The sequence below is a fragment of the Pseudochrobactrum sp. Wa41.01b-1 genome, assembly GCF_019464455.1.
Classification (GTDB): domain Bacteria; phylum Pseudomonadota; class Alphaproteobacteria; order Rhizobiales; family Rhizobiaceae; genus Pseudochrobactrum; species Pseudochrobactrum saccharolyticum.
On the sequence record NZ_CP080493.1, the window covers coordinates 1,006,944 to 1,032,468 of the forward strand.

Below are 25,525 nucleotides of genomic sequence, written 5' to 3' on the forward strand. Positions count from 1 at the left end.
AAAAAACAACACCGCTGTCTCAGACAGAGAACAGCGGTGCCGCTTTCAATCACTTATCAGAAAGAACTACATTCCTTCTGCGCCGCGGATCATAGCAGCTACGCCGGTGCGGCAAACCTCAATCAGACCGAGCGGCTTCATAATCGCGATAAATTGATCAATCTTCGCGCCCTTACCGGTAATTTCAAAAATGAAATGTTCGACCGTTGCATCCACAACTTTGGCTTTGAAAGCATCAGCCAGACGCAGCATTTCTGCACGGTCATCACCTTTGCCAACCACTTTAATCAGTGCCAGTTCACGTTCAACCGGACGCTCATGACCAAGCTGCTGAGCATGATAGGTCAGATCAACCACGCGATGCACCGGAACAATACGTTCCAGCGAGTGACGGATCTGATCCAGCACATTAGCTGTGCCGCGCGTTACAATGGTAATACGCGACAGGTGCTTTTCGTGCTCGGTTTCAGAAACCGTCAGGCTTTCAATATTGTAACCGCGGCCGGAAAACAGGCCGATAACACGGGCAAGAACACCCGGCTCGTTATCAACCAGTACCGATAGTGTATGTGTTTCGACTAGCTGGGTTTCTTCGGTCAGAAAGTAAGCTGAACCGGAAGCTGCATTTTGTGCGTTCATAATGAATATCCTTGTTCCGGTATTAGACGAGGTGACGGTCTTTGGCGTCGATAGCATTGGCAACAGCTTCATCCGTCGCTTCATCCGGCAACAGCATTTCATTATGCGCCTTGCCTGAAGGGATCATCGGGAAGCAGTTCGCCAGATTGGCAACGTGACAGTCAAAAATCACCGGACCGTCTGTCTCAATCATTTTCATGATTGCATCATCCAGCTCATCCGGCTTGGAGCAACGGATACCTGTGCCGCCATAGGCTTCAGCCAGTTTAACAAAGTCCGGCATCGCTTCTGTATAAGAATGCGACAGACGGTTACCATGCAACAGCTGCTGCCACTGGCGCACCATGCCCATATACTGGTTATTCAAAATGAAAATCTTGATCGGCGCATTATGCTGAATGGCCGCAGACATTTCCTGAATACACATCTGTACCGAAGCATCACCGGCAATATCAATAACCAGCGCATCCGGATGGGCAATCTGCACACCCAAAGCCGCAGGCAGACCATAGCCCATGGTGCCCAGACCACCGGACGTCATCCAGTGATGCGGCTCCTCGAATTTCATGAACTGAGCAGCCCACATCTGGTGCTGGCCAACCTCTGTCGTGATATAGGTCTTACGATCTTTGGTCAGTTCCTGTAGACGCTCCAGCGCATATTGCGGCATAATCACATCGCGGCTGTGTTTATAGGCCAGCGAGTTGCGCGCGCGCCATTTATTGATCTGCTGCCACCATGCGCTCATGTCCTTCTTGTCAGGACGCTGGGCAGAGGCACGGTACTGACGCACCATATCTTCCAGAACATGGGCAACATCACCGATAATCGGCACATCAACGCGAACAGTCTTGTTGATCGAAGACGGATCAATATCAATGTGGATCTTCTTGGAATTCGGCGAGAAAGCATCAAGACGGCCGGTGATACGGTCATCAAAACGCGCACCGATGCACAGCATAACATCGCATTCATGCATGGTCATATTGGCTTCGAATGTACCATGCATGCCGAGCATACCCAGCCAGTTCTTGCCCGATGCCGGATAAGCACCCAGACCCATCAGGGTCGATGTGATCGGGAAATCTGTAATCTCAACCAGTTCACGCAGCAGTTTCGAAGCTTCAAGACCGGAATTGATAACGCCGCCGCCGGAATAGATAACCGGCTTCTTCGCATTAGCCAGCAATTCAACAGCAGTGCGGATAGCGCTCTGATCGCCGTTCAGAACCGGATTATAGCTGGTGCGCGGGCTGGTTGCCGGTGGCGTATACATGCCGGTGGCAAACTGGATGTTCTTCGGAATATCGATAACAACAGGACCCGGACGACCGGTACGCGCCACATGGAATGCCTCGTGCAGAACGCGCGCCAGATCATTCACATCCTTAACCAGCCAGTTATGCTTGGTGCAAGGGCGGGTAATGCCGACCGTATCAGCTTCCTGAAACGCATCTGTACCAATGAGGCTGGTCGGAACCTGACCGGTGATGCAAACCAGCGGGATGGAATCCATCAGCGCATCCTGCAAAGGTGTTACCGCATTGGTGGCACCCGGACCGGAGGTCACCAGCATAACACCGACTTTGCCGGTTGAGCGGGCATAGCCTTCAGCCGCATGGCCTGCGCCCTGCTCGTGGCGAACCAGAATATGCTCGACTTTTTCTTGCTGAAACAACTCGTCATAGATCGGAAGTACCGCACCGCCCGGATAGCCGAAAATATGCTCAACGCCCTGATCGATCAGTGCCTGCACAACCATTTCCGCACCGGTCATTTCCCGTTTGCCGGTTTCGTTCTGCGCTGCGGCTGTGGTGCCACTTGTATCTGTACTCATTGTCTTTCGATGTCCCGTCTGCTGTTCCGGTGATTACTTCCCTGATATCCACCGGAAGTCCCGTACTGTTTAGCTATATTCGTTGTGTGAAGATAATAAAAAAGGCCCCCTGAGGGAGCCTGTGTTTCGCGCATGGGAGCTTTCGCCGGATGGTTACACCATCCTGCCCATACGCTTACCCACCACGAGAATAATTTTCTTAGCCATAAGGGGAGATTAAACAGCTGTTTTTTTCACGTCAATGGCAAAAAACGTAATCTTGTTATTTTCTTTGCCGGTTCAGGCAGAAAAGCACCGCTTGATGCCAAGCCTGTGTCCTTCATGAATCTAACAGACAAACAAGACCTGCAAACCATTGAAACATATTAAAGAAAAATCAGCGGCCGGTCATCTTCTGCAAAGCAACGCGCGCCTTTTTATAAAGAGCCGGTGCTTTATCCTTACCATTCCATTCGGCAACCGCAGACACCGCATGAATAATATGGCTGTCATGCCCCATCCGCAATTCGCAGGCTTCCAGCTCCGTGCAGATTCTCGCCGCCATCTTCTCTGCATCCCCTTCCTGCAGATCCGGCACGATCAGTGCAAACTCACCATCACCCATATGCGCCAGAACATCATGATAGCGTGTGCAATTGCGGATACATAAAGCCGCTTCCATCAGCAAGCGGTCAGCGGTATCACGGCCACGCTGCTCGCACAGCAATTGCAGTTTCTCAATACCAATCAGCAAAACGGTAACAGGGTGATTAATTTTGCCGAATTGCAGCAAATATTCGTGCAGAGCGGCATCGAAATAAGGACGGCTTTGCAAGCCCGTCAAAGGATCATTGAAGCTGATCTGATCCAAATCTTTGGAGTTGCGCGCAATCATCCATGTGATGATTTTCAGCTGGCCTTTGTTTTTGACCTGCATACGGATTTGCGGCAACAGCATCAGGCCACCGGCTGCCCCCGCAGCCACCAGCAACAGCAAGGCAATGCCCAAAGGCGTATCGGACAGGGAACCGGATTTATACGGCTCACCAAGATCATGCATCAGCCGGTACTGCATAAACAGCATCAGGCCTGCGCCGCAGAGCAGCACAATCATGATGATGAAAAACAGTTCAGCCCGCAGATAACGCATGATCCCCCCGTTGACCCGTTGTATCACAACAACAGATTTAGGTGGGAGATTAAATCTTAAGTGTTTCACCTGCGTTAACAACAAAGCCTGCTCAGGCGAAGTAATCTTCTGCCCGTTCCAGCCGCCGCCAGCCATCCCCAAACTGGTTACGGAACCATGTCATCTGCCGCTTGGCATATTGGCGCGTGGCAATCACTGACAGTTCCACCGCCTGTTCGCGCGATATCTCGCCCTTGAGCCAGCTTTCAATCTCGCGTACACCAATGGCTTTCATCACCGGCAGAGCCGCATCCGGCTGCAAGCCCAGCAGCGTCTGCACTTCCTGAACAGCATTACCCTGCATCATCAGATCAAAACGCTGAGCAATACGCTGACGCAGCCATGCTCTGTCCGGCATCAGCACCAGTTTCTCTGCGCTGTCGGGATCAATCAACGCCCTGCCTGTACTGTTTTGCCATTCAATGAGAGAGCGTCCGGTGCTGTCGACAACCTCCAGCGCACGGACAATGCGCTGACTGTCTCCCGCCTTCAGCCGTTTCGCCATTGCCGGATCGCGCTTTTGCAATTCCTCATGCAGAAGCGGCGCACCATCTTGCGCCATACGGTTGCGCCAGTAATCGCGCACTTCGTCTTTCACCTGCGGCATATCCGAGAGGCCGCCGAGCAGCGCTTTAAAATACAATCCGGTGCCGCCGGTAAAGACTGCGACGCGCCCCTGCAATTCAGGCCTTGCCAGCAGTGCTTCCACTTCCTGAAGCCAGCGGCCGGTGGAATAAAGTTGCAATGGCGAAACATGACCGTAAAGATAATGCGGAACAGTTTGCAGATCATCAGCTTGCGGGCGCGCTGTCAGCTGATCCAGCACATCATAAACCTGCATGGAATCACTATTTATGATATAGCCGCCGCAATCCCGTGCGAGACGCAGTGCCAATGCTGATTTACCGCTGGCAGTCGGCCCCGCGATCAGAATTGTCTTTTGCCTGTCTCTCTGCTCTACCACTCATCATTCTCCAAACGCACAAAGCGGAACCGGTATTATGTCCCAGCCAGCCTCACTTGTTGCCACACTGATCTGCAATCCTGCCAATCCGGTTCTGACACCTGAATTGGGGCATAAAGCCTGCGAGGCGGCTGATACGCAAGCCCTTTACTGGCTGGCAGATGGTATTGCTTGTGATCTGCCGCTGAAAACCGGCACAGATATCGCAGAAACAACGGCAAAAATCAGAGCCGCTCTGGGCGGTGCCCCTGTGGATATTGTCATTCAGGAACAGGATACCCGCCGCAAAAAACTGCTGATCGCGGATATGGATTCCACGATGATCCAGCAGGAGTGCATTGACGAACTGGCAGAAGAAGTCGGCCTGCGCGAGCATATTGCTGGCATCACAGCCCGTGCCATGAATGGTGAAATCGCGTTTGAACCAGCCTTGCGTGAGCGCGTTGCCCTGCTCAAAGGCCTGCCGGTCAGCATTATTGATCAGGTTATCGCCAACCGCATCACTCTGACATCCGGCGGTAAAGAGCTGATCGCAACCATGAAAAAACACGGTGCCTATACGGCTCTGGTTTCAGGCGGGTTCACCAGCTTTACCTCCAAGATTGCCGCTATGCTCGGCTTTGATGAAAACCGCGCCAATATTCTGCTGGATGATGGTGCACATCTCACCGGTCTGGTTGAAGAACCGATCCTCGGTGCCGATGCCAAGAAGATCAGCCTTGATGATATCTGCGCTAAACTTGGCATTACCGAGCAGGAAGCGATGGCAGTAGGCGATGGTGCCAATGATCTGCCGATGATCAAACATGCTGGCAGCGGCGTAGCGCTCCATGCCAAGCCTGCGGTCGCCGCGCAGGCGCGCATCCGCATTGACCATGGCGATCTGACTGCCCTGCTCTATATTCAGGGCTATCGAAAAACGGATTTTGTAAAATGACCACGATTATTGAAACGCCCCGCCTGATCCTGCGCAACTGGCAGGAAGATGACCGTGCATTTTTTCACGAAATCAATTCCGATCCGGTGGTGATGGAATTCTTCCCTGCCCTGCGCAGCCGTGAGGAATCCGATGCACTGATGGATCGCATTGTGGCCATGGTCAGGGAAGACAATTTTGGCTTTTACGCTGTGCAGGAAAAAGCAAGCGGTGATGTCGTCGGCTTCACCGGATTGATGAAAACTGATATCCCTCCATTTGTACCAAAGGGTGTGCTGGAAATCGGCTGGCGTTTAGCGCAACGCTATTGGGGCAAAGGTTATGTGACGGAGGCAGCGCTTGCCTCATTGGCTTATGCTTTTGAGAAACGCGGACAGGATGAGGTTGTGTCCTTTGCCGTGCATAATAATCACCGCTCAACATCGGTGATGAAGCGCATTGGCATGGTCAATAATCCGGAACGCGACTTTGACCATCCGAAAGTACCGGATACACATCCGCAGCTGAAACGCCATGTGCTCTACACGATCAACAAAGAGCAATGGTTGAATCAACATGGTAAGTCCGGCGTCTAATCCGTTCATCTGATTCAAGTTTTTACAAATAAAAAGGCCGGAGGATGCGCACATCCTCCGGCCTTTTCTGCATTCTTGTTGATGTCAGATCAATCGATACGCAGAGTCACAAAGCGCAGTTCACCGCTTGGTGCTGCCAGCATCAGCAATGCATTTTTACGTCCCTGCTGACGCAGTTTTTCGATTTTCTTTTGAATATCCGCAGGCGCTTTCACAACTTCCTGCGCGAATTCAACAATCACATCGCCTGCATTAACCCGCTTTTCTTCGGCAGCTGATTTGCCTTCAACAGCACTAATCACCACACCTTCCACATCGGCGGAGATTTCATACTGTTTGCGCTGCGCATCATCCAGCTTGCCAAGTGTCATACCGAGCACCTTTACTGTCTCAGCTTCTTTGGCCTTAGTACTGTCCTTGGCAGCCGCAGCTTTATCCTTATTCTCATAATCCTCGAGACGGCCGAGTTTGATCTTCACAGTCTGCTCTTTGCCTTTACGCAGCACCAGAACGCTGACCTCTTTGCCAACCGGACTTTCTGCCACCACGCGCGGCAGGTCGCGGGCACTTTCCACATCCTTACCGTCAAATTTCAGAATAATGTCGCCTGGCATCAGTTCTTTATTCTCAACACCGCTATTGGCAATCAGTCCGGCAACCAGCGCACCCTTAGGCTCACTCATGCCAAAGCTCTCAGCCACATCATCTGTTACCGGCTGAATGCGCACACCAAGCCAGCCACGGCGGGTTTCACCAAATTCTTCCAGCTGCTGGATCACAGAAACAGCCAGTTCGGACGGAATAGCAAAACCGATACCGATAGAGCCACCGGTCGGTGAAATAATCGCGGTATTAATACCGATGACCTTACCGTTCATATCAAACAGCGGGCCGCCGGAATTACCACGATTAATCGCCGCGTCGGTCTGAATGAAATTATCATAAGGTCCCGCCTGAATATCGCGGTTGCGGGCAGAGATAATACCAAGGGTCACAGTACCGCCAAGACCGAACGGATTACCGATTGCCATCACCCAGTCACCGATCCGCGATTTTTCTGAATCGCCAAATCCGACTGCTGTTAGCTTGTGTTTCGTCGGATCGACTTTCAGCAGCGCAATATCAGTTTTGGTATCCGTGCCGAGCAGTTCTGCTTTCAGCTTTTTACCATCGGTGAAATTCACCTCAATTTCATCAGCATCGGCAATGACGTGATTGTTGGTGACAACCAGCCCCTTCTCCGCATCGATCACAAAACCGGAGCCGAGCGACTGCATCTTGCGTGCAGCACTGCCACCGTCTTTTTGATTTTCCTCAGAGAAGAAGTCGTCAAAAAATTCCTGAAACGGCGAGCCTTCCGGCAATTGCGGCGCAGGCTCTGCCTTTTTCTCTCCGTTTTCATCTTTCACGGTCTGGGATGTGGAAATATTGACAACAGAATCCAGCAAGCCCTGCGCCAGATCGGCAATAGAAGCAGGCCCCGCAGTGGCAGTTCCGGCAGCCAGTCCGAGCGGCGCCAGCTTGCCGGCAATGGCCGGCTGTGGTGCCTGCGGCGGGTTTGCAGCGGTCTGCTGCTGCGCCTGAGCTGTCATGGCGCCCAGCAGCACCGTGCTTACAGACAAGGCGGCAAGTGCGGTACGCAGGGGAAATGAAACCGTGCTTTTAGTCTGAGTGCGAACCATCTGAAACTCCGCCTGTTTTGTTACTTAGAGCGCCGTGCACCCGATCGGGCGCACAAAGGTCGCTCCAACTCTGATACTTACAACGGATTGCAAGCAAAATACGGCCAGAGCATGTCGCAGTTAAATGTCTTCATTTAATATGCGCAACATACATTCACCTGCAATCCGAAGCGCCTCTATGAGCTGCCTGAATGCAATACGCTCAGGTTTAAACCCATTATGCTCTGCTTTTAAAGTGTTAGAGCGACCTTTGTGCGCCCGATCGGGCACGCGGCGCTCTGAAGCACATTATCAGAAGTTTGAAGCTCAAGCAGTCGCTATGATTTAATGCTGCAAATTCTGAAAAAAAGAGGCGTATGAAATATCATACGCCTCTTTTTAATTTTATCCGGCAGATCCGCCTCTGACCAGCCATATCACCCCGACGCCAAGCGCCAGCGCAACAATACCTGCTATTCGCAGATAATTTTCCGGAGCTTCCGACACGTCTTTAGCCATACGTCTGGCAAAGTGCGGGAAGCCGCCATAGAGAAGCCCCTCTAAAACGAGGAGCAATCCTATGGCTGTAATCAGGTCACTCACAGCGGCATCCGGTCCTTACTGTACGCTCTGACCGGCATTCGCAGGCTGCTGCGGCAGTTTACCGGCGGCATCCTTAAAGAAGCGGAAGAACTGGGAATCCGGCGACAGAACCATGGTTGTGCCTTCAGCCTGCAAGGACTGACGATAAGCATTCATCGAACGGTAGAATGCATAGAAGTCAGGATCCTGTTTTGCAGCTTCCGCGAAGATACGACCACGTTCACCTTCACCCTCACCGCGCAATACTTCAGAATCGCGGTTGGCTTCGGAAACAATTTCCACAACCTGACGATCAGCAACAGCCTTGATACGCTGGGCTGCTTCACGGCCACGGGCACGCAGACGCTCAGCTTCTGCAAGACGCTCGGCCTTCATACGGTCGAAGGTCTGCTGGGAAACTTCAGCGGTCAAATCCGTACGGCGGATACGTACATCCTCAATGGTCAGACCGAGGGATTCCGCATCCGGACGCAGCTGGTCGCGTACTTCACGCATCATGCTGCCGCGTTCTTCCGACAGAGCCGATTCAAAGCCGCGCAGACCATAGACCTGACGCAGAGCCGCATCGAGACGGGTACGCAGACGCTGTTCAGCAAGCATTGTATTTGCCGAAACAGTCTCACGGAATTTACGGGCATTGGTAATGCGGTAAACGAGGAACGCATCCACATCATAGAATTTACCGCCGGAAACCTGAACGCGGATATCGTCCAGATCAAAGCGCAGCATACGGTCATCAATGATCTGTACATTGTCCGCTTCCGCGAAAGCAAATGGCAGTTTGAAGTAGAGACCAGGCTCTGTTTTCACGTCAACGATCTGACCGAAACGCAGAACGATAGCCTGCTGGCGTTCATTCACCACGAAAACCGAGGAATAAACCAGAAATGCGACAACAGCGATCGCACCAACAATAAAAGGCAAACGATTCTGATTCATTACTGGTTGCCTCCTGCTTTACCCTGCTGACGCATCAGTTCAGTCAAAGGCAAATATGGCATGACATTATTGCCGCCTTCGATAATCACTTTATTGCTGTCTTTCAGCACCTGCTCCATGGTCTCAATGAAGAGACGGTCGCGGGTAACATCAGGAGATTCTTTGTAAATATTCAGGACAGAGTTAAAGCGCTGGCTTTCACCTTCCGCTTCCTGAACCATACGGGTTTTATAACCGGCAGCATCTTCACGAACCTGCGCAGCCTCACCGCGTGCCTGACCCAGCTTCTGGTTGGAATACTGGTTGGCTTCTTCTACAAAGCGGTCTTCATCCTGCTCAGCACGCTGCACTTCGTCAAAGGCATCAGCCACTTCACGCGGCGGTGCAGCATCTTCGATGGAAAGAGCAGTTACCTGAATACCGGCGCCATAGCCGTTCAGCGTATCCTGAACAATATCACGCACCGACTGGGCAATTGCCGCACGGTTGTCACGGAATACATCCTGTGCCGGACGACGGCCGACGATTTCACGGATCGCGCTTTCAGAAACCTGACGAACCATATTGTCAGGATCCTGTACCTTAAACAGGTAAGAACGCGGATCGGAAACACGGTAAAGTACGGAGAACTGAACATTAACAATGTTCTGGTCACCGGTCAGCATCAGACCCTGTGTGGCACCGCGAGTGCCCTGACCGCCAATATTGATCTGGCGTTCACCGGTCGAAACTTTTTCATAAGTTTCAATTGGCCAGAGATGGAAATGCAGACCAGGCTCGGAAATGGTTTCTTTCGGCACACCGAAGCGCATTTCAACCGCAAGCTCATCCGGCTGCACGGTATACATGGACTGGAACAGCCAGAAACCGGCGAGCGCAAGCGCACCGACAATATACAAAGCAGGGCCGCCGCCACCGCCGCCACCGCCCGGCATCACCTTTTTAAGGCGATCCTGACCTTTGCGCAAAATATCTTCGAGATCCGGAGGCGTTCCGCCCGAGCCGCCAGGCCCGCCGCGCGGTCCTTTAGGGCCTTGTCCCCATGGTCCGCCCTGATTAGAGCCGCCATTATTGGAACCGCCGTTGCCGGATCCGCCATTCTTATCGCCGCCGCCCCATGGGCCGCCGCCATTTTGATTACTCCAGGGCATCCTCACCTCTCGTGCCAGATGTCAGAGGCGGAACACCTCTATTCATCAATCAGTATGTTCCGTTTATAGGTACGCAAAAGCAGTCTTTCAACGCAGGACACGCAGATTCATCACGCTTTTGTAATTTTCTGGCAAAATAGTTGATCGACATGGTAAAAAACAGCTTTTTATCAAGCTGTCTTTTCGTTTAGCGCCGGTCGTAAACCACATAGCGGGTCGGGTAATTATCTTTCTCGCCCGCCGGCACGTCTTCTTCGCTGGTGATCTTCCAGACCTGCGGATCAACAGGGCCGAAAAAAGCATCCCCATCTATGCTGGCTTTAATATGTGTCACATGCAGGCGCGTGGCCTTATCCATTGCCTGCGCATAAATCTGTGCACCGCCGATTACGCAAATCTCATCGACACCGGATTCGCGTGCTGCTTTTTCACCGGCAATCAGCGCTTCATCAATTGAGGGCACAACCAGCGCACCTTCCGCGCTGTAACCGGCATCACGGGTAATCACAATATTGGTGCGGTTCGGCAACGGGCGACCAAGGGTTTCCCATGTTTTGCGCCCCATCACCACCGGCTTGCCTAGTGTGAGTTTTTTAAAGCGCTGCAAATCCGTGGAAAGACGCCATGGCATGCCATTGTCACGCCCGATCACACCATTCTCAGAAACGGCAACTACAAAAGAAATAATCATGGTCATCACACCGCAATCGGCGCTTTGATGGATGGTTCGGCCTCATAGCCAACCAGCTTGAAATCCTCAAAGCGGAAGGCAAACAGGTCTTTTATATCAGGATTGATTTCCATCACCGGCAGCGCTTTCGGCTCGCGGGTCAGCTGCAACTTCGCCTGATCGAAATGATTGTGATAAAGATGCGCATCACCAAGCGTATGCACAAAATCCCCCAGTTTCAGACCGGCAACCTGCGCAATCATCATGGTAAGCAGTGCATAGGATGCGATGTTAAACGGCACGCCGAGGAAAATATCAGCTGAACGCTGATAGAGCTGGCACGATAATTTGCCGTCCGCCACATAGAACTGGAACAGGCAATGGCATGGCGGCAGCGCCATTTCATCAACCAACGCCGGATTCCACGCAGATACAATCAAACGTCTTGAATTAGGATTCTTCTGCAAATCCCTCATAAGATTCGCAATCTGGTCGATATGCGCACCATCCGGTTTCGGCCATGAACGCCATTGCGCACCATAGACCGGACCGAGATCGCCATTCTCGTCTGCCCACTCATCCCAGATGCTTACACCATTCTCTTTGAGATAGGAGATATTGGTGTCGCCACGCAAAAACCACAGCAATTCATGGATGATAGAGCGCAGATGCAGCTTTTTGGTTGTCAGAACAGGAAAGCCCTGAGCGAGATCAAAACGCATCTGATAACCGAAAACCGAGCGTGTGCCGGTACCGGTGCGATCACCGCGGTCAGTGCCATTGTCGAGAACATGCTGAAGAAGATCAAGATATGTACGCATAGATGGTCTTTAGCCTTTTTCAGCGAAAATATCACGCGCAATCTGCGGCAATGCACAATGTGGGCACGCACAGTTATTTGATCGCAGCAGCCATAAAAAAAGCCCCGCTGAATGCGGGGCTTTTTAAACTTATCAGAGGCTTTCCAGCTTACCGAGTGCTTTTGCAGTCAGGTAATAGAAGGTCACACGCTGCTTGCTGTGATCACCCTTCATGGTTTCAGCCACACTGGCGATAACCGCATTTGCTTTTTCAGCATCTTCGATACCGAGCTTTTTGCCGATCCAGCTGGTGCGTACACGCGCCAGTTCTTCAGGGTCGGATGCAGCAACCAGCGATGCATCGCGGCTGCGCAGAGCAATGCCAAGATGTTTTACAATTTTAGCAACAACAGCCTCATCGGCAGCAGCATCGTAACGGCGTACGTCGGCTAGATAATCAGTCATGAAACCAGTCTCCTTCAATCTGACCGCTTTTACGGCCGTTAAACCAGAAAAAGTAAATAAGACAATTACTCAATATCATAGCTGAATCGACATTCAGTCTATTTACCTCTGTATTATGGAAAGATTGACCAGCAGACAAAACCTGTCAATGCCGTAAAACCTCTATTCTTTCAGAAAACACACCAAACTGTTATTTCAGTCTTTTTCAATAAATGATTGCCGGACAAAATCGCCGGAGTTTTATATTTTTCACAGCTGAAAGATAAGGAAAGCCCTTTCCCCTCTTTTCAAGCGCACGGAAGCCACCTATATAAACCTTGTCGGCTTGACCGGCTATGGTGATAAATGGACTGCGTAATAAACCTATTGGACTCGGGGGCGGTACCCGGCGCCTCCACCAGAATACAGCTTAAACTGAAACGGCTGTATTGTGGCGGGGGCGAAACAGGATCGACAAGGGCGTAAAGGTTGATCTTTCACTCGGCATTGTACCACCGTTATCGGGCTAATTGAGTAGTTGCAAATGACAACAAAGCTCAGGGTTATGCTCTCGCTGCCTAATGGCGGTGCGGGAAACCCAACCTAAGTCCTTAGGGTTAGCCCCTTAAGGCGGGGTTCGGAGGCACCTGGCAACAGAAGCCTCCACTTCTCCCCTTTACAAGATGGTATGAAAAAGGCACCGGAATTTCCGATGCCCTATTTTAGTCACTCAGTGAATTTCCGTCACATGCGATGACGGCTTTTTAAGCCCGTGCCGCATGATGGTCAGATAGGTCAGCACCCAGCCGGAAAAACCGCAAAGCGCAATGGCGACCAGCATCGGCAGAACATTCCCTGTCATAATGAACGAGCTAAGTCCCATAGCCGCCGCTGCGACCAGCAATTGCAAAGTACCGAGCAAAGCTGCTGCCGTTCCGGCAATCTCGCCATGATCATCCAGCGCCAGAACACTGGTGCCCGGCAATACCAGTCCGAGAAAACCATTGCCGATGAACAGAAAAGTCATAATCATCCACAGGCTCTGTGTGAGGAATATGGCTGCAAGAACCATGATAATCATCGTCACCAGATAGCCGGTTACCGCATAGGAAACGACTTTACCCAGCCCGTAACGGCTCGCCAGCATGCCATTGAGCTGCGACACACCGAAAAACGAGATCGCATTGAGTGAGAACACCAGCGAATATTCACGCGGGGTCAGGCCGTATTTCTCAATGAAGATGAAGGATGAATTGGCGATATAGACAAAGAATGCGGCCATGCAGAAGCCACCGATACAGGTCAGGCCGATAAATTTGCTGTCGCGGATCAGAAAAGCATAGCCGCGCAATGCGCGCCCTACCCCGCCGGATATACGCTGTTCAACGGGACGCGTCTCTTCCTGTGCGAAAAAGACCAGCGCAAGACCGAGAATGGCCGCCAGCAGAACAGCCCAGAACACGCCGCGCCAGCCAAAATCTTCAATGATGAAACTGCCGGTCAAGGGTGCCAGAATTGGCGAAATCGAAAAAACCAGCATCAGCATCGACATCAGCCGTGCCGCATCCACACCGGTATAAAGATCGCGGACAATCGCACGCGGCACAACCATACCCGCGCTCGCCCCCACACCCTGAATAAAGCGGAAGAAGATCAGCATCTCGATATTGGTCGCCATTGCCGAACCGACACTGCCCGCAGCAAAGAGCGCAAGCCCCAGATAAAGCGGCAGCTTACGGCCGTAAATATCCGAAAACGGCCCGCAAAACATCTGCATCAAAGCCGTCGCCAGAAAGAACACCATCAGGCTCATCTGCACGGCGGCATCGTTGGCATGTAAATCTTTGGCAATTGTCGGCAGTGCCGGCAAATACATATCAATAGCGAACGGCCCGATAGCCGAAATAAAACCGAGCACAAGAGCTGTGCGGTACAAACGAGCGGACATGCGTTTAACTTTCAGAAGCGCAATAAAAATGAAGACAGATTATTTCTCCGCCTCTGCGCAGAGATCATTATCCACGAGATAAATCAGCCGCTTGTCATCGCATTCGGATTTGTCACATCATCCGGACTGACGGGAGCGCAAAAATAGAAGTGAAGCGGAAAATGGTCAACCGTCAATTTCAGGCGATTTACCGTTTAACACACGGATCTGAACGGCAATTATTTGAGAAAGTTCTTTCACCTTTCATTACAGCGGTATATTGATAAATGAGACAGGGTTGCAGCATTTTTCTCGCACAAGCGATAAAAGCTGCTGTATCAATCCATCAGATTATATTGTCTCGGCCAGAATGACCGGCGCATTTCATTTCAACGGAAATGCCCTGATCCTTGATTATCAATTGATCATACGGCAATGCTGACTTAGACAACATATATGACAACACTCCTCGAATCCGCGGGATAAGGATTTAATGGTTCAGGATCTTATCCGTTACGATATTCTTGCTCAGGATGCGCTGCGCGGCGTTATCCGCAAAGTGCTCATGGAAGTGAACAAGGCCGGTCTGCCCGGCAATCACCACTTCTTCATCACCTTTCTGACAGAGGCACCGGGCGTTCGCATTTCATCTCGTCTGAAGGAAAAATATCCTGAACAGATGACAATTGTTATGCAGCACCAGTATTGGGATCTGGTGGTTACCGAGCAGTTTTTTGAAGTCGGTCTTTCCTTTGGTGAAATCGCCGAAAAGCTGGTCATTCCGTTCTCCGCAATCCGCGGCTTCTACGATCCGTCAGTGAATTTCGAACTGGAATTTGATGTGTCTGTTGCGCTGCCGACCGGTGACAATGACACGGATGATCTGGAGATCGTATCGGAACTGCGTCTGCAGGATGATGCGGAAGAAGATGAAACAGAAGCACCGGCCAAGCCTGCTAAAAAGCCAGCCAAAAAAGCTGACCGCAGCAAGACAACGGCCAAGGAAGACAGCAGCGAAACTACAGATAAGGAAGAGGCTCCGAAGCCCTCTGCCGATGTTGTATCGCTGGATGCTTTCCGCAAAAAATAAACAGATGCAATATTCCGGCCGGCAGCGGCCGGAATATATTCATGAGAATATTCTATTTTGAGAGGGCATAGTCATGAGTGACATTATCAATCTCAAACAATTCAAAAAACGCAAAGCCCGTGCGACGAAAGAAGTTGAAGCGGATGCCAATCGCATCCTGTTCGGTCGTACTAAAGCGGAAAAATCTTTCGATAAAAATCAAAACGATAAGCAAGTCCGGTTCCTTGACCAGAACAGGCTGGAACCACGCAGCTCCGCCTCATCTGTTGATGAAAAAGAATGAGCGATAAAACTGCCCGTCAGCCATTGAGCACAGCAGCACGCAGCAAAGCACGTCTGCGCAAACATTCGATCACATTGCACGGCCATGCCACCAGCTTCTCGCTCGAAGATGCATTTTATGACATCATCGTGCAGATTGCAGCGCAGAACGGTCAGTCGCTGGCTTCACTCATTGCCATGATTGATGATGAACGTGATCGCAACAGCAATCTGTCTTCCAGCATGCGCCTCTATGCGCTGGATTGGGTGCTAAGCATCAAAGCACCTTAATTGCTGCAAGATGCTCTAAAACCCAAACCGGCAGGAATTTTACTGTAACTGCGTTTCGGGCAGAGTTTGCAGAAACTCATCAAGGCTTGGTTTGAAATCAGGCGTAATATTTGGCTGCTGCGGTGTTTCCTGCGGAAGTGTTGTTCCTGCACCCGCAGCTTCTTCCGCACGTCTGCGCAAGGCCTCTTCTGCCTCAATACGCTCGCGTTTGCGGGCTTCAGCTTTCGCAGTATAATAATCAGCCTCGCGCTTCAAACGCTGCTTTTCAATAATCAAAGCCTGCGCCGCCTCTACCCGCTGTTGTTCCCGCAACAAGCCGCGCTGGGTCAAGAACTGTACCATCGGTAGATAATCGAACTGCAATTGTGGTTGCTGCCATCCGCCGGAAACCGTGAATTGCAATTGCGGGGTCACATCATTCCGCTCATGCTGCGGCAACACCAGATCCAGCCGCCCGCTGCCGCCCCAGAGAAAGCGGTTCAGGTCAAACTGCAAATCCGCCTGCACAATGGCTCTTTCATTCTCTGCCTTAACAGACGGCGCACGGATAATCCCTCCGGCAAGCGACAACGGAGCCTGAATCCGGGCAGCGCTTATTTGTCCGTCCTGTGTCAGGCTTTTCGACAATTTGCCGCGCTCGGCCTCGGCCTGTTTCGGTTCAACCTGAGAGAGAGCCGTATCCGATAATTCATCGGAGCGTCGCAACAAATCCGGTAAAGCTGTGAGGTTAAATCCTGCAATAACAGGCTGCTCAACAGTCACTGCCCCCTCACCGGCCAGAGAATGCACCAGATCAGCCATCGACTTGCCGCTACCCGTAAAGCCCAGCTTGATATCGCTTGCACCACTCACTGGCGGCTGCATATTTTCCGGCTGATAAAGCATCTGCATATCTCCGCCGGAAAGACGCAAATCCCCGTTGGTGAGCAAGGTTCCGTTGGCATTATTCAGCTCCAGTTTGCCGGATAGTTTGCCATTGGCCCACTCACCGCCAATTTCACTAAGCTGTAATTGCTGGTCGTTTTTGATGATACGCGCAGAGAAATCACTGAATGTCGCTGCATCAGTCAGTGCGGCCTGTGCGGCGCTCACTTTCAGATCCATCCCCAGCGGAAGATTGGTTCTGTTACCAAAGCCGGTTTCAGACCAGCTCCTGCCGTCAGCAACGGTGATATCTGCAACCGACAGGCCACTCATGGCAGCAAATAATGCAGCCAGATCAAAACGCTCCAGCTTTATCTCGCCGCGCAATTGTGCAACCGACTGATCGCTGAGCGAGCCGTCCAGTCTGGCGCTGACAGTCTCATTATCCAGCTTACCCTGCAAATTCGGCAACCGGACGATATTTTTCCCGAACTGAAAATCGCTGACGATATCTACCGGCAGACCTGAGCCAAAACCACGACCAAATGGCAGGGCATAACCGGCGGTGGCCAGAAACGGCTCGAGATCATCGCTTTTCAGCACAGCTTTACCGCTGGCCGTCAGTTCATCGCCGGTCAGCGTAATCACACCGTCAAGACGGGCATTGCCATCATCGCCGCTGATTTCCAGCGCGGTCTTCATACCGGCAACCGGCGCGCCCTGCGCCTGCAGATTAATCTCCGCCTCTCCCATCAGTCCCAGCGGCACAACAGGCAGGCCGAGCAGTGCCAAGGCAGCTTCTCCCGAGGCCGCTTTGGCATTAGCCGTCAGCGATAATTGCATCGGCTCGGAACCAGCCAGTGTCCCTTTTGAGGATCCGGCAACAGACAGGATCAGCGCGCCGCTCTGACCATTCAGGCTGAAAGAAAATTCGGCAATATCGGATTTTGCACCATCGGCCGGATTGCTCCCCGCTTTGACACGACTGCCCCGCGCTTTGGTATCTTTTGCTTCCGTTTTCTCGGTTCCGGCATCGTCAGTTTTCTGCGCATGCGCTCCGTCCCCGAACAGGTTAACCGCATTCACAAGCAGATCGAGCTTGGTGCCGGAGAACAAATCCGGATAGGCATTGGCTCTGGCGGAAAGCGCAGAAATAAGCGGCTCACGCGGGAAAACTGCATCGATCTGGCGCAAGACAGGGCTGAGATCATCAGCCAGAATTGTCGCATCAAGAGACGCATTGACCGAATTATCAAACGGCCGCAATGATCCGGTTGCCGAAACGGTTGCGCCTTCCAAACCACTGACCAGCAGCTTGTCAAAATCCAGCTTGCCATTGCTCAGACGAAATGCGGTATCCAGCTGCTCCGCTTCCAGCCCTGAAAATTTAACGGGGCCTGCCTTGAGATTGACCGTCAGGTTTTCACCGGCAAGTGCTGACAGATCACCTTCCCGCAGGAACATCCCGCTCAGCAACTGCATTGTGCCTGCATCCAGAGCCTTGCCCTGAATATTCAGTACCGAAGATGCCGCGCGGCTTTCACCGCCACTGCGTTCAAAACTACCCTGCAGAACGGTCTCACCCAGCACAATTTCCAGATCATCGACACGCTGGGCATCTTTATTCAGATTAATCTTGCCGGAAAATCCGGCGGCAGGAACCTGCCCCGCCAGCGCTTTGCCGCTATCGCCGGATAACCATGAAGCAAATCCGGCAGGCTGGCGCGAAGCCAGCAGGAAACTGCCGTCAAAACCGAAATTTGCCCCGAGCTGCAATTTGCCCTTGGCCTCAATCTGGGTACGCCCCGGAAGATCAGCCTGTAACTGACTGATATTCCATGAATCCTTGTCCGGTTCAGCACGGATAATCACAGAGCGGATGGTTGTTCCGCTTGCCACAATAGCTGGCAGTCGCAGATCAATATTGCCCGGAATATCCGGCACCGGAATACGCTCCAGCAATGTCTGCAAGAAATCAATTTTCTGCCGGAAAGACATAACCGGCTGCGTCGGTGCAACAGTCTCATCTTTGAGGCTGACATCCGGCTTCATCCCGTCAAGATAGACCTGCTGGCCATCCGCACTAATCATGAAATGCGGGTTCTCAGCCAGATCAAGCTGTGCCTTACCGTTAATCACATAAGGAGCATCGGCATCGCCCTGCTCCATCCGGAATTCTTCAATATTGAAGCCGCTATTCTGTGCTTCGAATTTTCCGGTCAGCCGCAATTTATCAAGGGTAACGGCAGAGGTAATGCCCTGCTTTTTCCGCTCTTCATCGCTTAAGGTAAGAAAGGAAAACTGCCCTTTATAAACAGGTTTGCCGTCAGCAACCGTTACATCACCTTCTGTATCCAGCGTCAGCGGCAGATCAGCGGGGCGCAGACCGATGCGCAAACGCAGCGGATTATCCGGCTTTTTCTCGGCCGTATTAATATCAACATTGAAAACCTGCCCATCTGCCTGCAATGTGCCGTTGATACGCCACGGCCCCATCAAACTGTCCGCAGACAGGGTGGCATTGATGGACTGCAACTCCTGACGACGCCCGCGCACTTCATCCTGCAGCGTAATCTGCCCGTCGCGCAAAGTCAGCTTTTCCAGCTTTATTCTGGAACCGGCCAGATCACTGTTTTCCGGTAAAACCCAGTTGAGATGTCCCTGCTTGTCCAGCCCTGCAAAAAGATGCGGTTTTTCCATCCGCATATCAAAGATCAGAATTTCACCACGCAAGAAGGGCATTAATTCCGCATCCATGGAAAACTGATCCATGGTCAGGGCACTTTGACCGTTTTTCCCTTCAACGCGCACATCAGAAAAAGTAACGGACGGAAACGGAAAAAGCCGTGCTTTTGCTGTCCCGTTCACATGCACCGGCCTGCCTAAAATCCGGCTGGCTTCCAGTTCAAAACGGTCGCGATAGCCTGTCCAGTCGATAAAAGGCGGTACGACCAGCGCCAAGGTCAGCACCAGTACCAGCAAACCACCAATAGCAACGAACAAACGCCCCAAAGTCTCACTCCGGCTGAGTACAGCCATCTGCTAACAAAACTGCTCTGCAGTCATTGTCATTTATGAATCACATTTCAGCGCGCACCATAGCGGCTCGCAGCCTGCGACAACAAGGTAATTTCACCATGACAAAGGCTGTATGCACCTGAATAGAGCCGTAAACTCGTGCCCAAAGATAAGGACACGGCTTGATCCTCTGGTATCTAACCGCTACAGCTGTCACATGACAGCCAATATCATTTTGTTTTCATATCTTCGGCCGCTTACGCTTCACACCCGAATTGACTTTATATCTGTGACATTATCATGAATTATTCAACGTCCGAGACCAATTCCCAACTTATGGAAACCATTCCTGATTTCTATGAGACTGCCGTTTTCAAGCGGGATATTTTCTCGGAAACCCGTGCAGGTTATTTTGTCGGCGAGCCGGAAACCCGTATCATCCGCCGCGTTGTCAGCGCAGCTCCGTGGTGGTCAAGCCCGCTGGCATGGTGGCTGGCGCGCCGTGAAATCCGTGGCCTCAAAAAAGTGCGCGGCATCAAAGGCACACCTCAGCTTCTGGCAACAGACAAACACGGCTTGTTCCGCACATGGACGGACGGCACGCCGCTGCATCTGGCACGCCCGTCCCATCGTGAATGGTATTTGTCTGCCCATCGTATTCTGCGCGATATGCGCCGCATGGGCGTTACCCATAATGATCTGCAAAAGCCGCAAAACTGGCTGATGACGCCGGAAGGCGAAGCCGCTGTGATCGACTTCCAGCTGGCTTCCGTGCATCGCCGTCGTGGCGCCTATTACCGTCTGATGGCCTATGAGGATTTCCGCCACCTCATCAAACAGAAGCGCAATTTCGCACCTGATCTGATGACACCAACGGAAAAGCGCATTCTGGCACGCCGGTCACTGCCGTCGCGTATCTGGCTGGCAACGGGCAAAAAAGTCTATAATTTTGTTACGCGCGGCATTTTCAACTGGTCTGACGGTGAAGGTACGGGTGACCGTATTGATAATGAAGGTCCGGCAATTATTGCGGCGCTGAAATCCGATCCGCGTGTGAAGGATGTGTCTCTGAGTCTCTATTCCCTGCCTGCAAAAGGTGTGGGGATTTATGCTTTTGTTGAAACACTGAATGCGGACGAAAAGTCACTGCGTGCACGCCTTAAAGGTTATAAAGTCGAACTGATCCAGCCGGTTGCCCATTTACCACGCCGTGAGGACGGCACTGTGCGCGAAGATATTCTGCGCCTTGTTGCTATGAACCAGATGACAGAACTGGACGATCTTCTGCTGCGCGAGCCGGATATGCGTCCGCTGGTGGAAGCGCTCGCCGCGCATCGTCTTAACTTCACGGATCGCCGTATCACGCAGATGGAATAGGATTTTCCAGCCTGTAAAACTTTAAAAACGCAACGAATGAAGTGCCTGTAAGCTCTGCAGGTACTTTATTTGTTCTGGTCTATGGCGTTTCGCTTAAGAATCATTACATTCGGAACTATGTCAGACTTTCCAGACGATATTCCCTTCTTCGGGGAGCCGGATGTACCGGCTACACCTAAACCGCAATCTGGTCCCAAAGCCGGGATTGCTGCGCGGGCTATGCAGGCGCGTAACCAGCAGCGCGGTGAACCAGATTATCTGCAAGGGCTGAACCCTGAGCAGCGGCAGGCGGTCGAAACGACTGAAGGGCCGGTTCTGGTTCTGGCCGGTGCGGGCACCGGCAAAACCCGTGTTCTGACCACACGTATTGCGCATATTATTCAGCAGGGTCTGGCATTCCCAAGCCAAATCCTCGCCGTGACCTTTACCAATAAAGCAGCACGCGAGATGAAAGAGCGTATCGGCCACCTTCTTGGCGGTGCGGTTGAAGGCATGCCATGGCTCGGCACCTTCCACTCTATCGGGGTGAAGATGTTGCGCCGTCACGCAGAACTGGCCGGCTTGCGTTCTGACTTTACCATTCTTGATACGGACGATGTGATCCGCCTGCTCAAACAGCTTATTCAGGCTGAAGGGCTGGATGACAAGCGTTGGACGCCGCGCTCCTTCTCCATGATGATCGATGGCTGGAAGAATAAAGGCTATGGCCCGTCTGAAATTTCGGAGGGGGACGCCCGTGCTTTTGCCAATGGCAAAGGACGTGAACTTTATTATGCCTATCAGGAACGGCTGAAAACGCTGAATGCCTGTGATTTCGGTGATCTGCTGCTGCACCCGATCCGGATTTTCCGCAAACATCCGGACATCCTGCGCGAATATCACACGAAATTCCGCTATATTCTTGTGGATGAGTATCAGGATACCAACACCGCGCAATATATGTGGCTGCGACTGCTGGCGCAAAGGCGAAGCAACTCAGCACCAACACAGCCCAATAACGCTCCTAACGCGACCGACTGGTCGCCAGATTCAAGCAATGCTGACTTTTCAGCCGCCCCTGCGGAGCGCAGCCGCGCTAGCGGCGACAGCGTGAGCACAAACAAACCTACACAGCAGATTAATATCTGCTGTGTTGGCGATGACGATCAGTCGATCTATGGCTGGCGCGGGGCTGAGGTCGATAATATCCTGCGCTTTGACAAGGATTTTCCGGGCGCGACGATTATTCGTCTTGAGCGCAATTATCGCTCCACACCGCATATTCTCGGTGCGGCATCCTATCTGATCGCGCATAATGAAGGGCGCTTTGGCAAAACACTGCTGCCGCAGGCTGCGAGTGAAGATGACCAAAAGGTGCATGTACATGCGGCTTGGGACTCAGAGGAAGAAGCCCGTGCTGTCGGTGAAGAGATCGAACAGGCTCAGCGTCGCGGTCATCTGCTTAATGATATGGCTATTCTGGTACGTGCCTCGTTTCAGATGCGTGAGTTTGAAGACCGCTTTGTAACACTCGGTCTGAATTACCGCGTTATCGGCGGCCCGCGCTTCTATGAGCGTCAGGAAATCCGCGATGCGATGGCTTATTTCCGCGTTGTAGCACAACCTGCCGATGATCTGGCCTTTGAGCGTATCGTCAACACACCAAAACGCGGTCTTGGTGAAGCCAGCCTGCGCTTGGTGCATGATTATGCACGCGCAAAAAATATGCCGATGCTGCAGGCGGCGGAAGATCTGATTGCCACGGAAGAACTGAAACCAAAAGCCCGCTCGGCACTGCGTGAAGTGGTTGAGAACTTCCGGCGCTGGCAGGGACTGCTGGATAACAAGTCCCATACAGAACTGGCCGAGATCATTCTCGATGAATCCGGTTATACGGCGATGTGGCAGAATGACCGTTCTGCCGAAGCACCGGGGCGTCTGGAAAACCTCAAAGAACTCATCCGCTCCATGGAAGAATATGAAAGCCTGCGCGGCTTTCTCGAACATGTGGCTCTGGTCATGGATACGGAACAGAATGAAGGCATGGATGCTGTCAGCATCATGACCCTTCACTCGGCCAAAGGGCTGGAATTTCAAACTGTGTTCTTACCGGGCTGGGAAGAAGGCCTGTTCCCGCATCAGCGTGCGCTGGATGAAGGCGGCCGTTCAGGGTTGGAAGAAGAACGCCGCCTCGCCTATGTCGGCCTGACCCGCGCCAAGAAAAACCTGCATATCTGGTTTGTATCCAACCGCCGTATTCACGGCATGTGGCAGACCACGATCCCGTCCCGCTTTCTGGAAGAATTGCCGGAAGAGCATGTGGATATTGCGGAGTCCGACAGTTCCTATGGCGGCGGTTATGGTCAATCACGCTTTGATGCTGTGGGACGTGGTGATCCGTTTGCCAATTCCTATTCCACACCGGGCTGGCAGCGGGCACAGCAAAACCGCTCCGATGCCACGCGCAACAATTGGGGCTCCCGCTCCGGTGCCAATGTCGAGCGCATCGGCTATGGCGAAACGGATTCCGGCTTCGGTGCCGGTCGCGGTTCAGTCAAAGGCAAAGTGATTGACGGCGAGCTGGTGGCAAAATCCGTTTCCTCAACGCCGTCAGACTTTAAGGTCGGCGACCGTGTTTTCCATATGAAATTCGGCAACGGCAATGTCGCCTCAATTGACGGCAACAAACTGACCATCGACTTTGACCATGCCGGACAAAAACGCGTCATCGACAGCTTTGTGAAACGGGTATAAAAATCTGCAGATACCTGAGTTTAGAAATAATATTCTAACATTGATATGTATGAGAGTATAACTTCATCAAGTAGATGCCCGCCGCAGCATGACATTGCTTAACCGAGCCATGAATCTCCGTTAAATTTCGAACCAACGAGCGAAGGAGCAAATTTGCCCCTTCGCTTCACTTGTTTTGAAAGAAAAAATCATGTCCGTCGCTCATGTGAAAAAACCTTCTGCGCAGGCCAAGCCACTCTATCTGAATTTCGGTTTTCAGGTATTGACGGCGATGGTTATCGGCCTGTTGCTCGGTCTCGTTGCCCGCAATATGGGGCCTGATATCAACGGCAATGCCAACTGGCTGTCTGTAAGCTTACAAACAATCGGCTCGATCTTTGTGCAGATGCTGCGTGCGCTTGTGCCGCCGCTGGTTTTCACCGCGATTGTGGCCTCTATCGCCAATCTGGCCGCGCTTAACAATGCCGCCAAGCTGGTCTGGCAGACCCTGCTGTGGTTCGCCATCACATCCTTTATCGCTGTGCTGATCGGTATTGCGCTGGGTCTGATTATTCAGCCTGGTATCGGCTCCGGTGTAGCCGCAGAAGCCGCCAAAGCGCCAGCCTCTTCCGGCTCATGGCTCGACTTCCTTAAAGGTCTGGTGCCTGCCAATATGCTCGGCCTTGAAGCCAGCACCAAGCTGAACAACGGCGCTGCATCAACTTCGCTGAACTTCAACGTGCTGCAAATCCTCGTTATCGCCATTACCTTCGGCGTTGCGGCGCTGAAAGCCGGTGATACTGCCAAGCCTTTCCTCGCCTTCAACCAGTCTTTGCTCGTTGTGGTGCGCAAAATTCTGTGGTGGGTTATCCGCCTCACCCCGCTCGGCACTATCGGTCTGCTTGGCCGCGCTGTTGCCCAATATGGCTGGGAAACACTGGTTCAGCTCAGCTGGTATGCCGCAGCCGTCTATATCGGTCTGGCAATCGTGCTGTTCGTGGTCTATCCGGCTATCCTGATCTTCCACGGCCTGAAACCATCTCGCTTTTTTGCAGGCGCGTGGCCTGCAATCCAGCTGGCTTTCGTGTCCCGCTCTTCCGTTGGCACACTGCCGGTAACTGAAGCCGTGACCGAGCGTAATCTGGGTGTGCCGCGTGAATATGCAGCTTTTGCTGTGCCTCTTGGCGCCACCACTAAAATGGATGGTTGTGCTGCAATCTATCCGGCGATCTCGGCGATCTTTATTGCGCAATATTTCGGCCTGCCGCTCGGCCTTCAGGAATATGTGCTGATCGCATTTGTCTCGGTACTGGGTTCGGCTGCGACTGCCGGTCTCACCGGTGCGGTGGTGATGCTCACCCTCACCCTCTCCACCCTCGGCCTGCCGTTGGAAGGTGTCGGCCTGTTGCTGGCGATTGACCCTATCCTCGATATGGGACGCACCGCTGTTAACGTTGCCGGTCAGGCACTGGTACCGGCCGTTGTTGCCAAGCGCGAAGGTATTCTTGATGAGGCTGTCTATAACAGCGAAAAGAATATCGACGATATCGATCCTTCACATCTGACAGCGCAAGGCGTTGCTGCTTAAAACAACCTA

21 protein-coding genes, 1 other RNA gene and 2 pseudogenes are annotated in these 25,525 nt (G+C 52.3%); 11 read left to right on the forward strand and 13 right to left on the reverse strand.

Annotation, left to right across the window (positions count from 1 at the left end; translation table 11 throughout):
- Positions 1 to 66 precede the first annotated feature (66 nt).
- Together ilvN and K1X45_RS04805 are read right to left on the reverse strand one after the other, a co-directional pair.
- Positions 67 to 639 (reverse strand): acetolactate synthase small subunit, encoded by a 573-nt coding sequence (gene ilvN, locus K1X45_RS04800; protein ID WP_022711404.1) that lies wholly within the window; start codon positions 637 to 639, stop codon positions 67 to 69.
- 22 nt (positions 640 to 661) lie between these two features.
- Complete coding sequence (locus tag K1X45_RS04805; RefSeq protein ID WP_116087739.1) at positions 662 to 2,476, reverse strand: acetolactate synthase 3 large subunit; 1,815 nt, start codon at positions 2,474 to 2,476, stop codon at positions 662 to 664.
- A gap of 132 nt (positions 2,477 to 2,608) precedes the next feature.
- Here K1X45_RS04805 and K1X45_RS04810 point away from each other — a divergent pair, with 132 nt between their 5' ends.
- A complete protein-coding gene (locus tag K1X45_RS04810; RefSeq protein WP_220159970.1) occupies positions 2,609 to 2,845 on the forward strand; it encodes a hypothetical protein in 237 nt (78 codons plus the stop codon).
- 7 nt (positions 2,846 to 2,852) lie between these two features.
- Here K1X45_RS04810 and K1X45_RS04815 read toward each other — a convergent pair whose 3' ends face one another.
- Both K1X45_RS04815 and miaA read right to left on the reverse strand, forming a co-directional pair.
- Entirely contained in the window at positions 2,853 to 3,605 is a 753-nt protein-coding gene (locus K1X45_RS04815) for a GGDEF domain-containing protein (RefSeq protein ID WP_220159971.1), read from the reverse strand.
- 91 nt (positions 3,606 to 3,696) lie between these two features.
- Positions 3,697 to 4,608: a tRNA (adenosine(37)-N6)-dimethylallyltransferase MiaA gene (gene miaA, locus K1X45_RS04820; RefSeq protein ID WP_220159972.1), complete on the reverse strand. Its 912-nt coding sequence runs from the start codon at positions 4,606 to 4,608 to the stop codon at positions 3,697 to 3,699.
- Positions 4,609 to 4,645: 37 nt separating this feature from the next.
- Between miaA and serB the strand changes: the two genes are divergently transcribed.
- Together serB and K1X45_RS04830 are read left to right on the forward strand one after the other, a co-directional pair.
- On the forward strand, positions 4,646 to 5,545 hold the full coding sequence (serB, locus tag K1X45_RS04825; RefSeq protein WP_220159973.1) for a phosphoserine phosphatase SerB: 900 nt from the start codon (positions 4,646 to 4,648) through the stop codon (positions 5,543 to 5,545).
- Positions 5,542 to 6,120 (forward strand): GNAT family N-acetyltransferase, encoded by a 579-nt coding sequence (locus tag K1X45_RS04830; RefSeq protein ID WP_220159974.1) that lies wholly within the window; start codon positions 5,542 to 5,544, stop codon positions 6,118 to 6,120. The genes serB and K1X45_RS04830 overlap by 4 nt, the downstream gene beginning before the upstream one ends.
- A gap of 89 nt (positions 6,121 to 6,209) precedes the next feature.
- On the opposite strand, the gene K1X45_RS04835 is transcribed toward K1X45_RS04830, so the two are convergent.
- The 7 genes from K1X45_RS04835 to K1X45_RS04865 all read right to left on the reverse strand — a co-directional run bounded on the left by K1X45_RS04835 (position 6,210) and on the right by K1X45_RS04865 (position 12,409).
- A complete protein-coding gene (locus tag K1X45_RS04835; RefSeq protein ID WP_220160385.1) occupies positions 6,210 to 7,712 on the reverse strand; it encodes a Do family serine endopeptidase in 1,503 nt (500 codons plus the stop codon).
- Positions 7,713 to 8,186: 474 nt separating this feature from the next.
- Positions 8,187 to 8,384: a DUF2065 family protein gene (locus tag K1X45_RS04840; protein ID WP_022711399.1), complete on the reverse strand. Its 198-nt coding sequence runs from the start codon at positions 8,382 to 8,384 to the stop codon at positions 8,187 to 8,189.
- A 15-nt stretch (positions 8,385 to 8,399) separates the two neighbouring features.
- Positions 8,400 to 9,323: a protease modulator HflC gene (gene hflC, locus K1X45_RS04845; protein WP_022711398.1), complete on the reverse strand. Its 924-nt coding sequence runs from the start codon at positions 9,321 to 9,323 to the stop codon at positions 8,400 to 8,402.
- Positions 9,323 to 10,474, reverse strand: coding sequence for an FtsH protease activity modulator HflK (gene hflK / locus K1X45_RS04850; protein WP_075656173.1), 1,152 nt, complete (start codon positions 10,472 to 10,474; stop codon positions 9,323 to 9,325). The genes hflC and hflK overlap by 1 nt, the downstream gene beginning before the upstream one ends.
- Positions 10,475 to 10,661: 187 nt before the next feature.
- Positions 10,662 to 11,174 carry a dihydrofolate reductase gene (locus K1X45_RS04855; protein ID WP_220159975.1) on the reverse strand — a complete coding sequence of 171 codons (513 nt, stop codon included), beginning with the start codon at positions 11,172 to 11,174 and terminating at the stop codon, positions 10,662 to 10,664.
- Positions 11,171 to 11,965: a thymidylate synthase gene (locus tag K1X45_RS04860; protein WP_213598432.1), complete on the reverse strand. Its 795-nt coding sequence runs from the start codon at positions 11,963 to 11,965 to the stop codon at positions 11,171 to 11,173. Before K1X45_RS04860 ends, K1X45_RS04855 begins: the two co-directional genes overlap by 4 nt.
- 132 nt (positions 11,966 to 12,097) lie before the next feature.
- Positions 12,098 to 12,409 carry a DUF2853 family protein gene (locus tag K1X45_RS04865; protein ID WP_022711394.1) on the reverse strand — a complete coding sequence of 104 codons (312 nt, stop codon included), beginning with the start codon at positions 12,407 to 12,409 and terminating at the stop codon, positions 12,098 to 12,100.
- A gap of 280 nt (positions 12,410 to 12,689) precedes the next feature.
- Here K1X45_RS04865 and ssrA point away from each other — a divergent pair.
- Positions 12,690 to 13,056: a transfer-messenger RNA gene (gene ssrA, locus K1X45_RS04870) on the forward strand.
- 62 nt (positions 13,057 to 13,118) lie between these two features.
- Here ssrA and K1X45_RS04875 read toward each other — a convergent pair.
- Complete coding sequence (locus K1X45_RS04875; protein WP_220159976.1) at positions 13,119 to 14,336, reverse strand: multidrug effflux MFS transporter; 1,218 nt, start codon at positions 14,334 to 14,336, stop codon at positions 13,119 to 13,121.
- 472 nt (positions 14,337 to 14,808) lie between these two features.
- Here K1X45_RS04875 and K1X45_RS04880 point away from each other — a divergent pair, with 472 nt between their 5' ends.
- The 3 genes from K1X45_RS04880 (at position 14,809) to K1X45_RS04890 (ending at position 15,957) form a co-directional block, all read left to right on the forward strand.
- Positions 14,809 to 15,405, forward strand: coding sequence for an SspB family protein (locus tag K1X45_RS04880; RefSeq protein WP_022711392.1), 597 nt, complete (start codon positions 14,809 to 14,811; stop codon positions 15,403 to 15,405).
- Between the two features lie 73 nt (positions 15,406 to 15,478).
- A complete protein-coding gene (locus K1X45_RS04885) occupies positions 15,479 to 15,688 on the forward strand; it encodes a DUF4169 family protein (protein WP_220159977.1) in 210 nt (69 codons plus the stop codon).
- Entirely contained in the window at positions 15,685 to 15,957 is a 273-nt protein-coding gene (locus K1X45_RS04890; protein WP_220159978.1) for a ribbon-helix-helix domain-containing protein, read from the forward strand. Before K1X45_RS04885 ends, K1X45_RS04890 begins: the two co-directional genes overlap by 4 nt.
- 39 nt (positions 15,958 to 15,996) lie before the next feature.
- Here the strand turns inward: K1X45_RS04890 and K1X45_RS04895 are convergent, their stop codons facing one another.
- On the reverse strand, positions 15,997 to 19,860 hold the full coding sequence (locus tag K1X45_RS04895) for an AsmA family protein (protein WP_220159979.1): 3,864 nt from the start codon (positions 19,858 to 19,860) through the stop codon (positions 15,997 to 15,999).
- Positions 19,861 to 20,139: 279 nt separating this feature from the next.
- On the opposite strand from K1X45_RS04895, the gene K1X45_RS04900 reads away from it, so the two are divergent.
- The 4 genes and pseudogenes from K1X45_RS04900 (at position 20,140) to K1X45_RS04910 (ending at position 25,516) form a co-directional block, all read left to right on the forward strand.
- The gene (locus K1X45_RS04900) at positions 20,140 to 21,216 is read left to right on the forward strand and encodes a serine/threonine protein kinase (protein WP_028233748.1); all 1,077 of its coding nucleotides are present in this window, start codon (positions 20,140 to 20,142) and stop codon (positions 21,214 to 21,216) included.
- Between the two features lie 117 nt (positions 21,217 to 21,333).
- A pseudogene (locus K1X45_RS16045) lies at positions 21,334 to 22,213 on the forward strand (ATP-dependent helicase); the annotation flags it as partial.
- 122 nt (positions 22,214 to 22,335) lie between these two features.
- Positions 22,336 to 23,949, forward strand: a pseudogene (locus K1X45_RS16050) (3'-5' exonuclease); the annotation flags it as partial.
- A gap of 190 nt (positions 23,950 to 24,139) precedes the next feature.
- Positions 24,140 to 25,516: a dicarboxylate/amino acid:cation symporter gene (locus K1X45_RS04910; protein ID WP_213598440.1), complete on the forward strand. Its 1,377-nt coding sequence runs from the start codon at positions 24,140 to 24,142 to the stop codon at positions 25,514 to 25,516.
- Positions 25,517 to 25,525 lie beyond the last annotated feature (9 nt).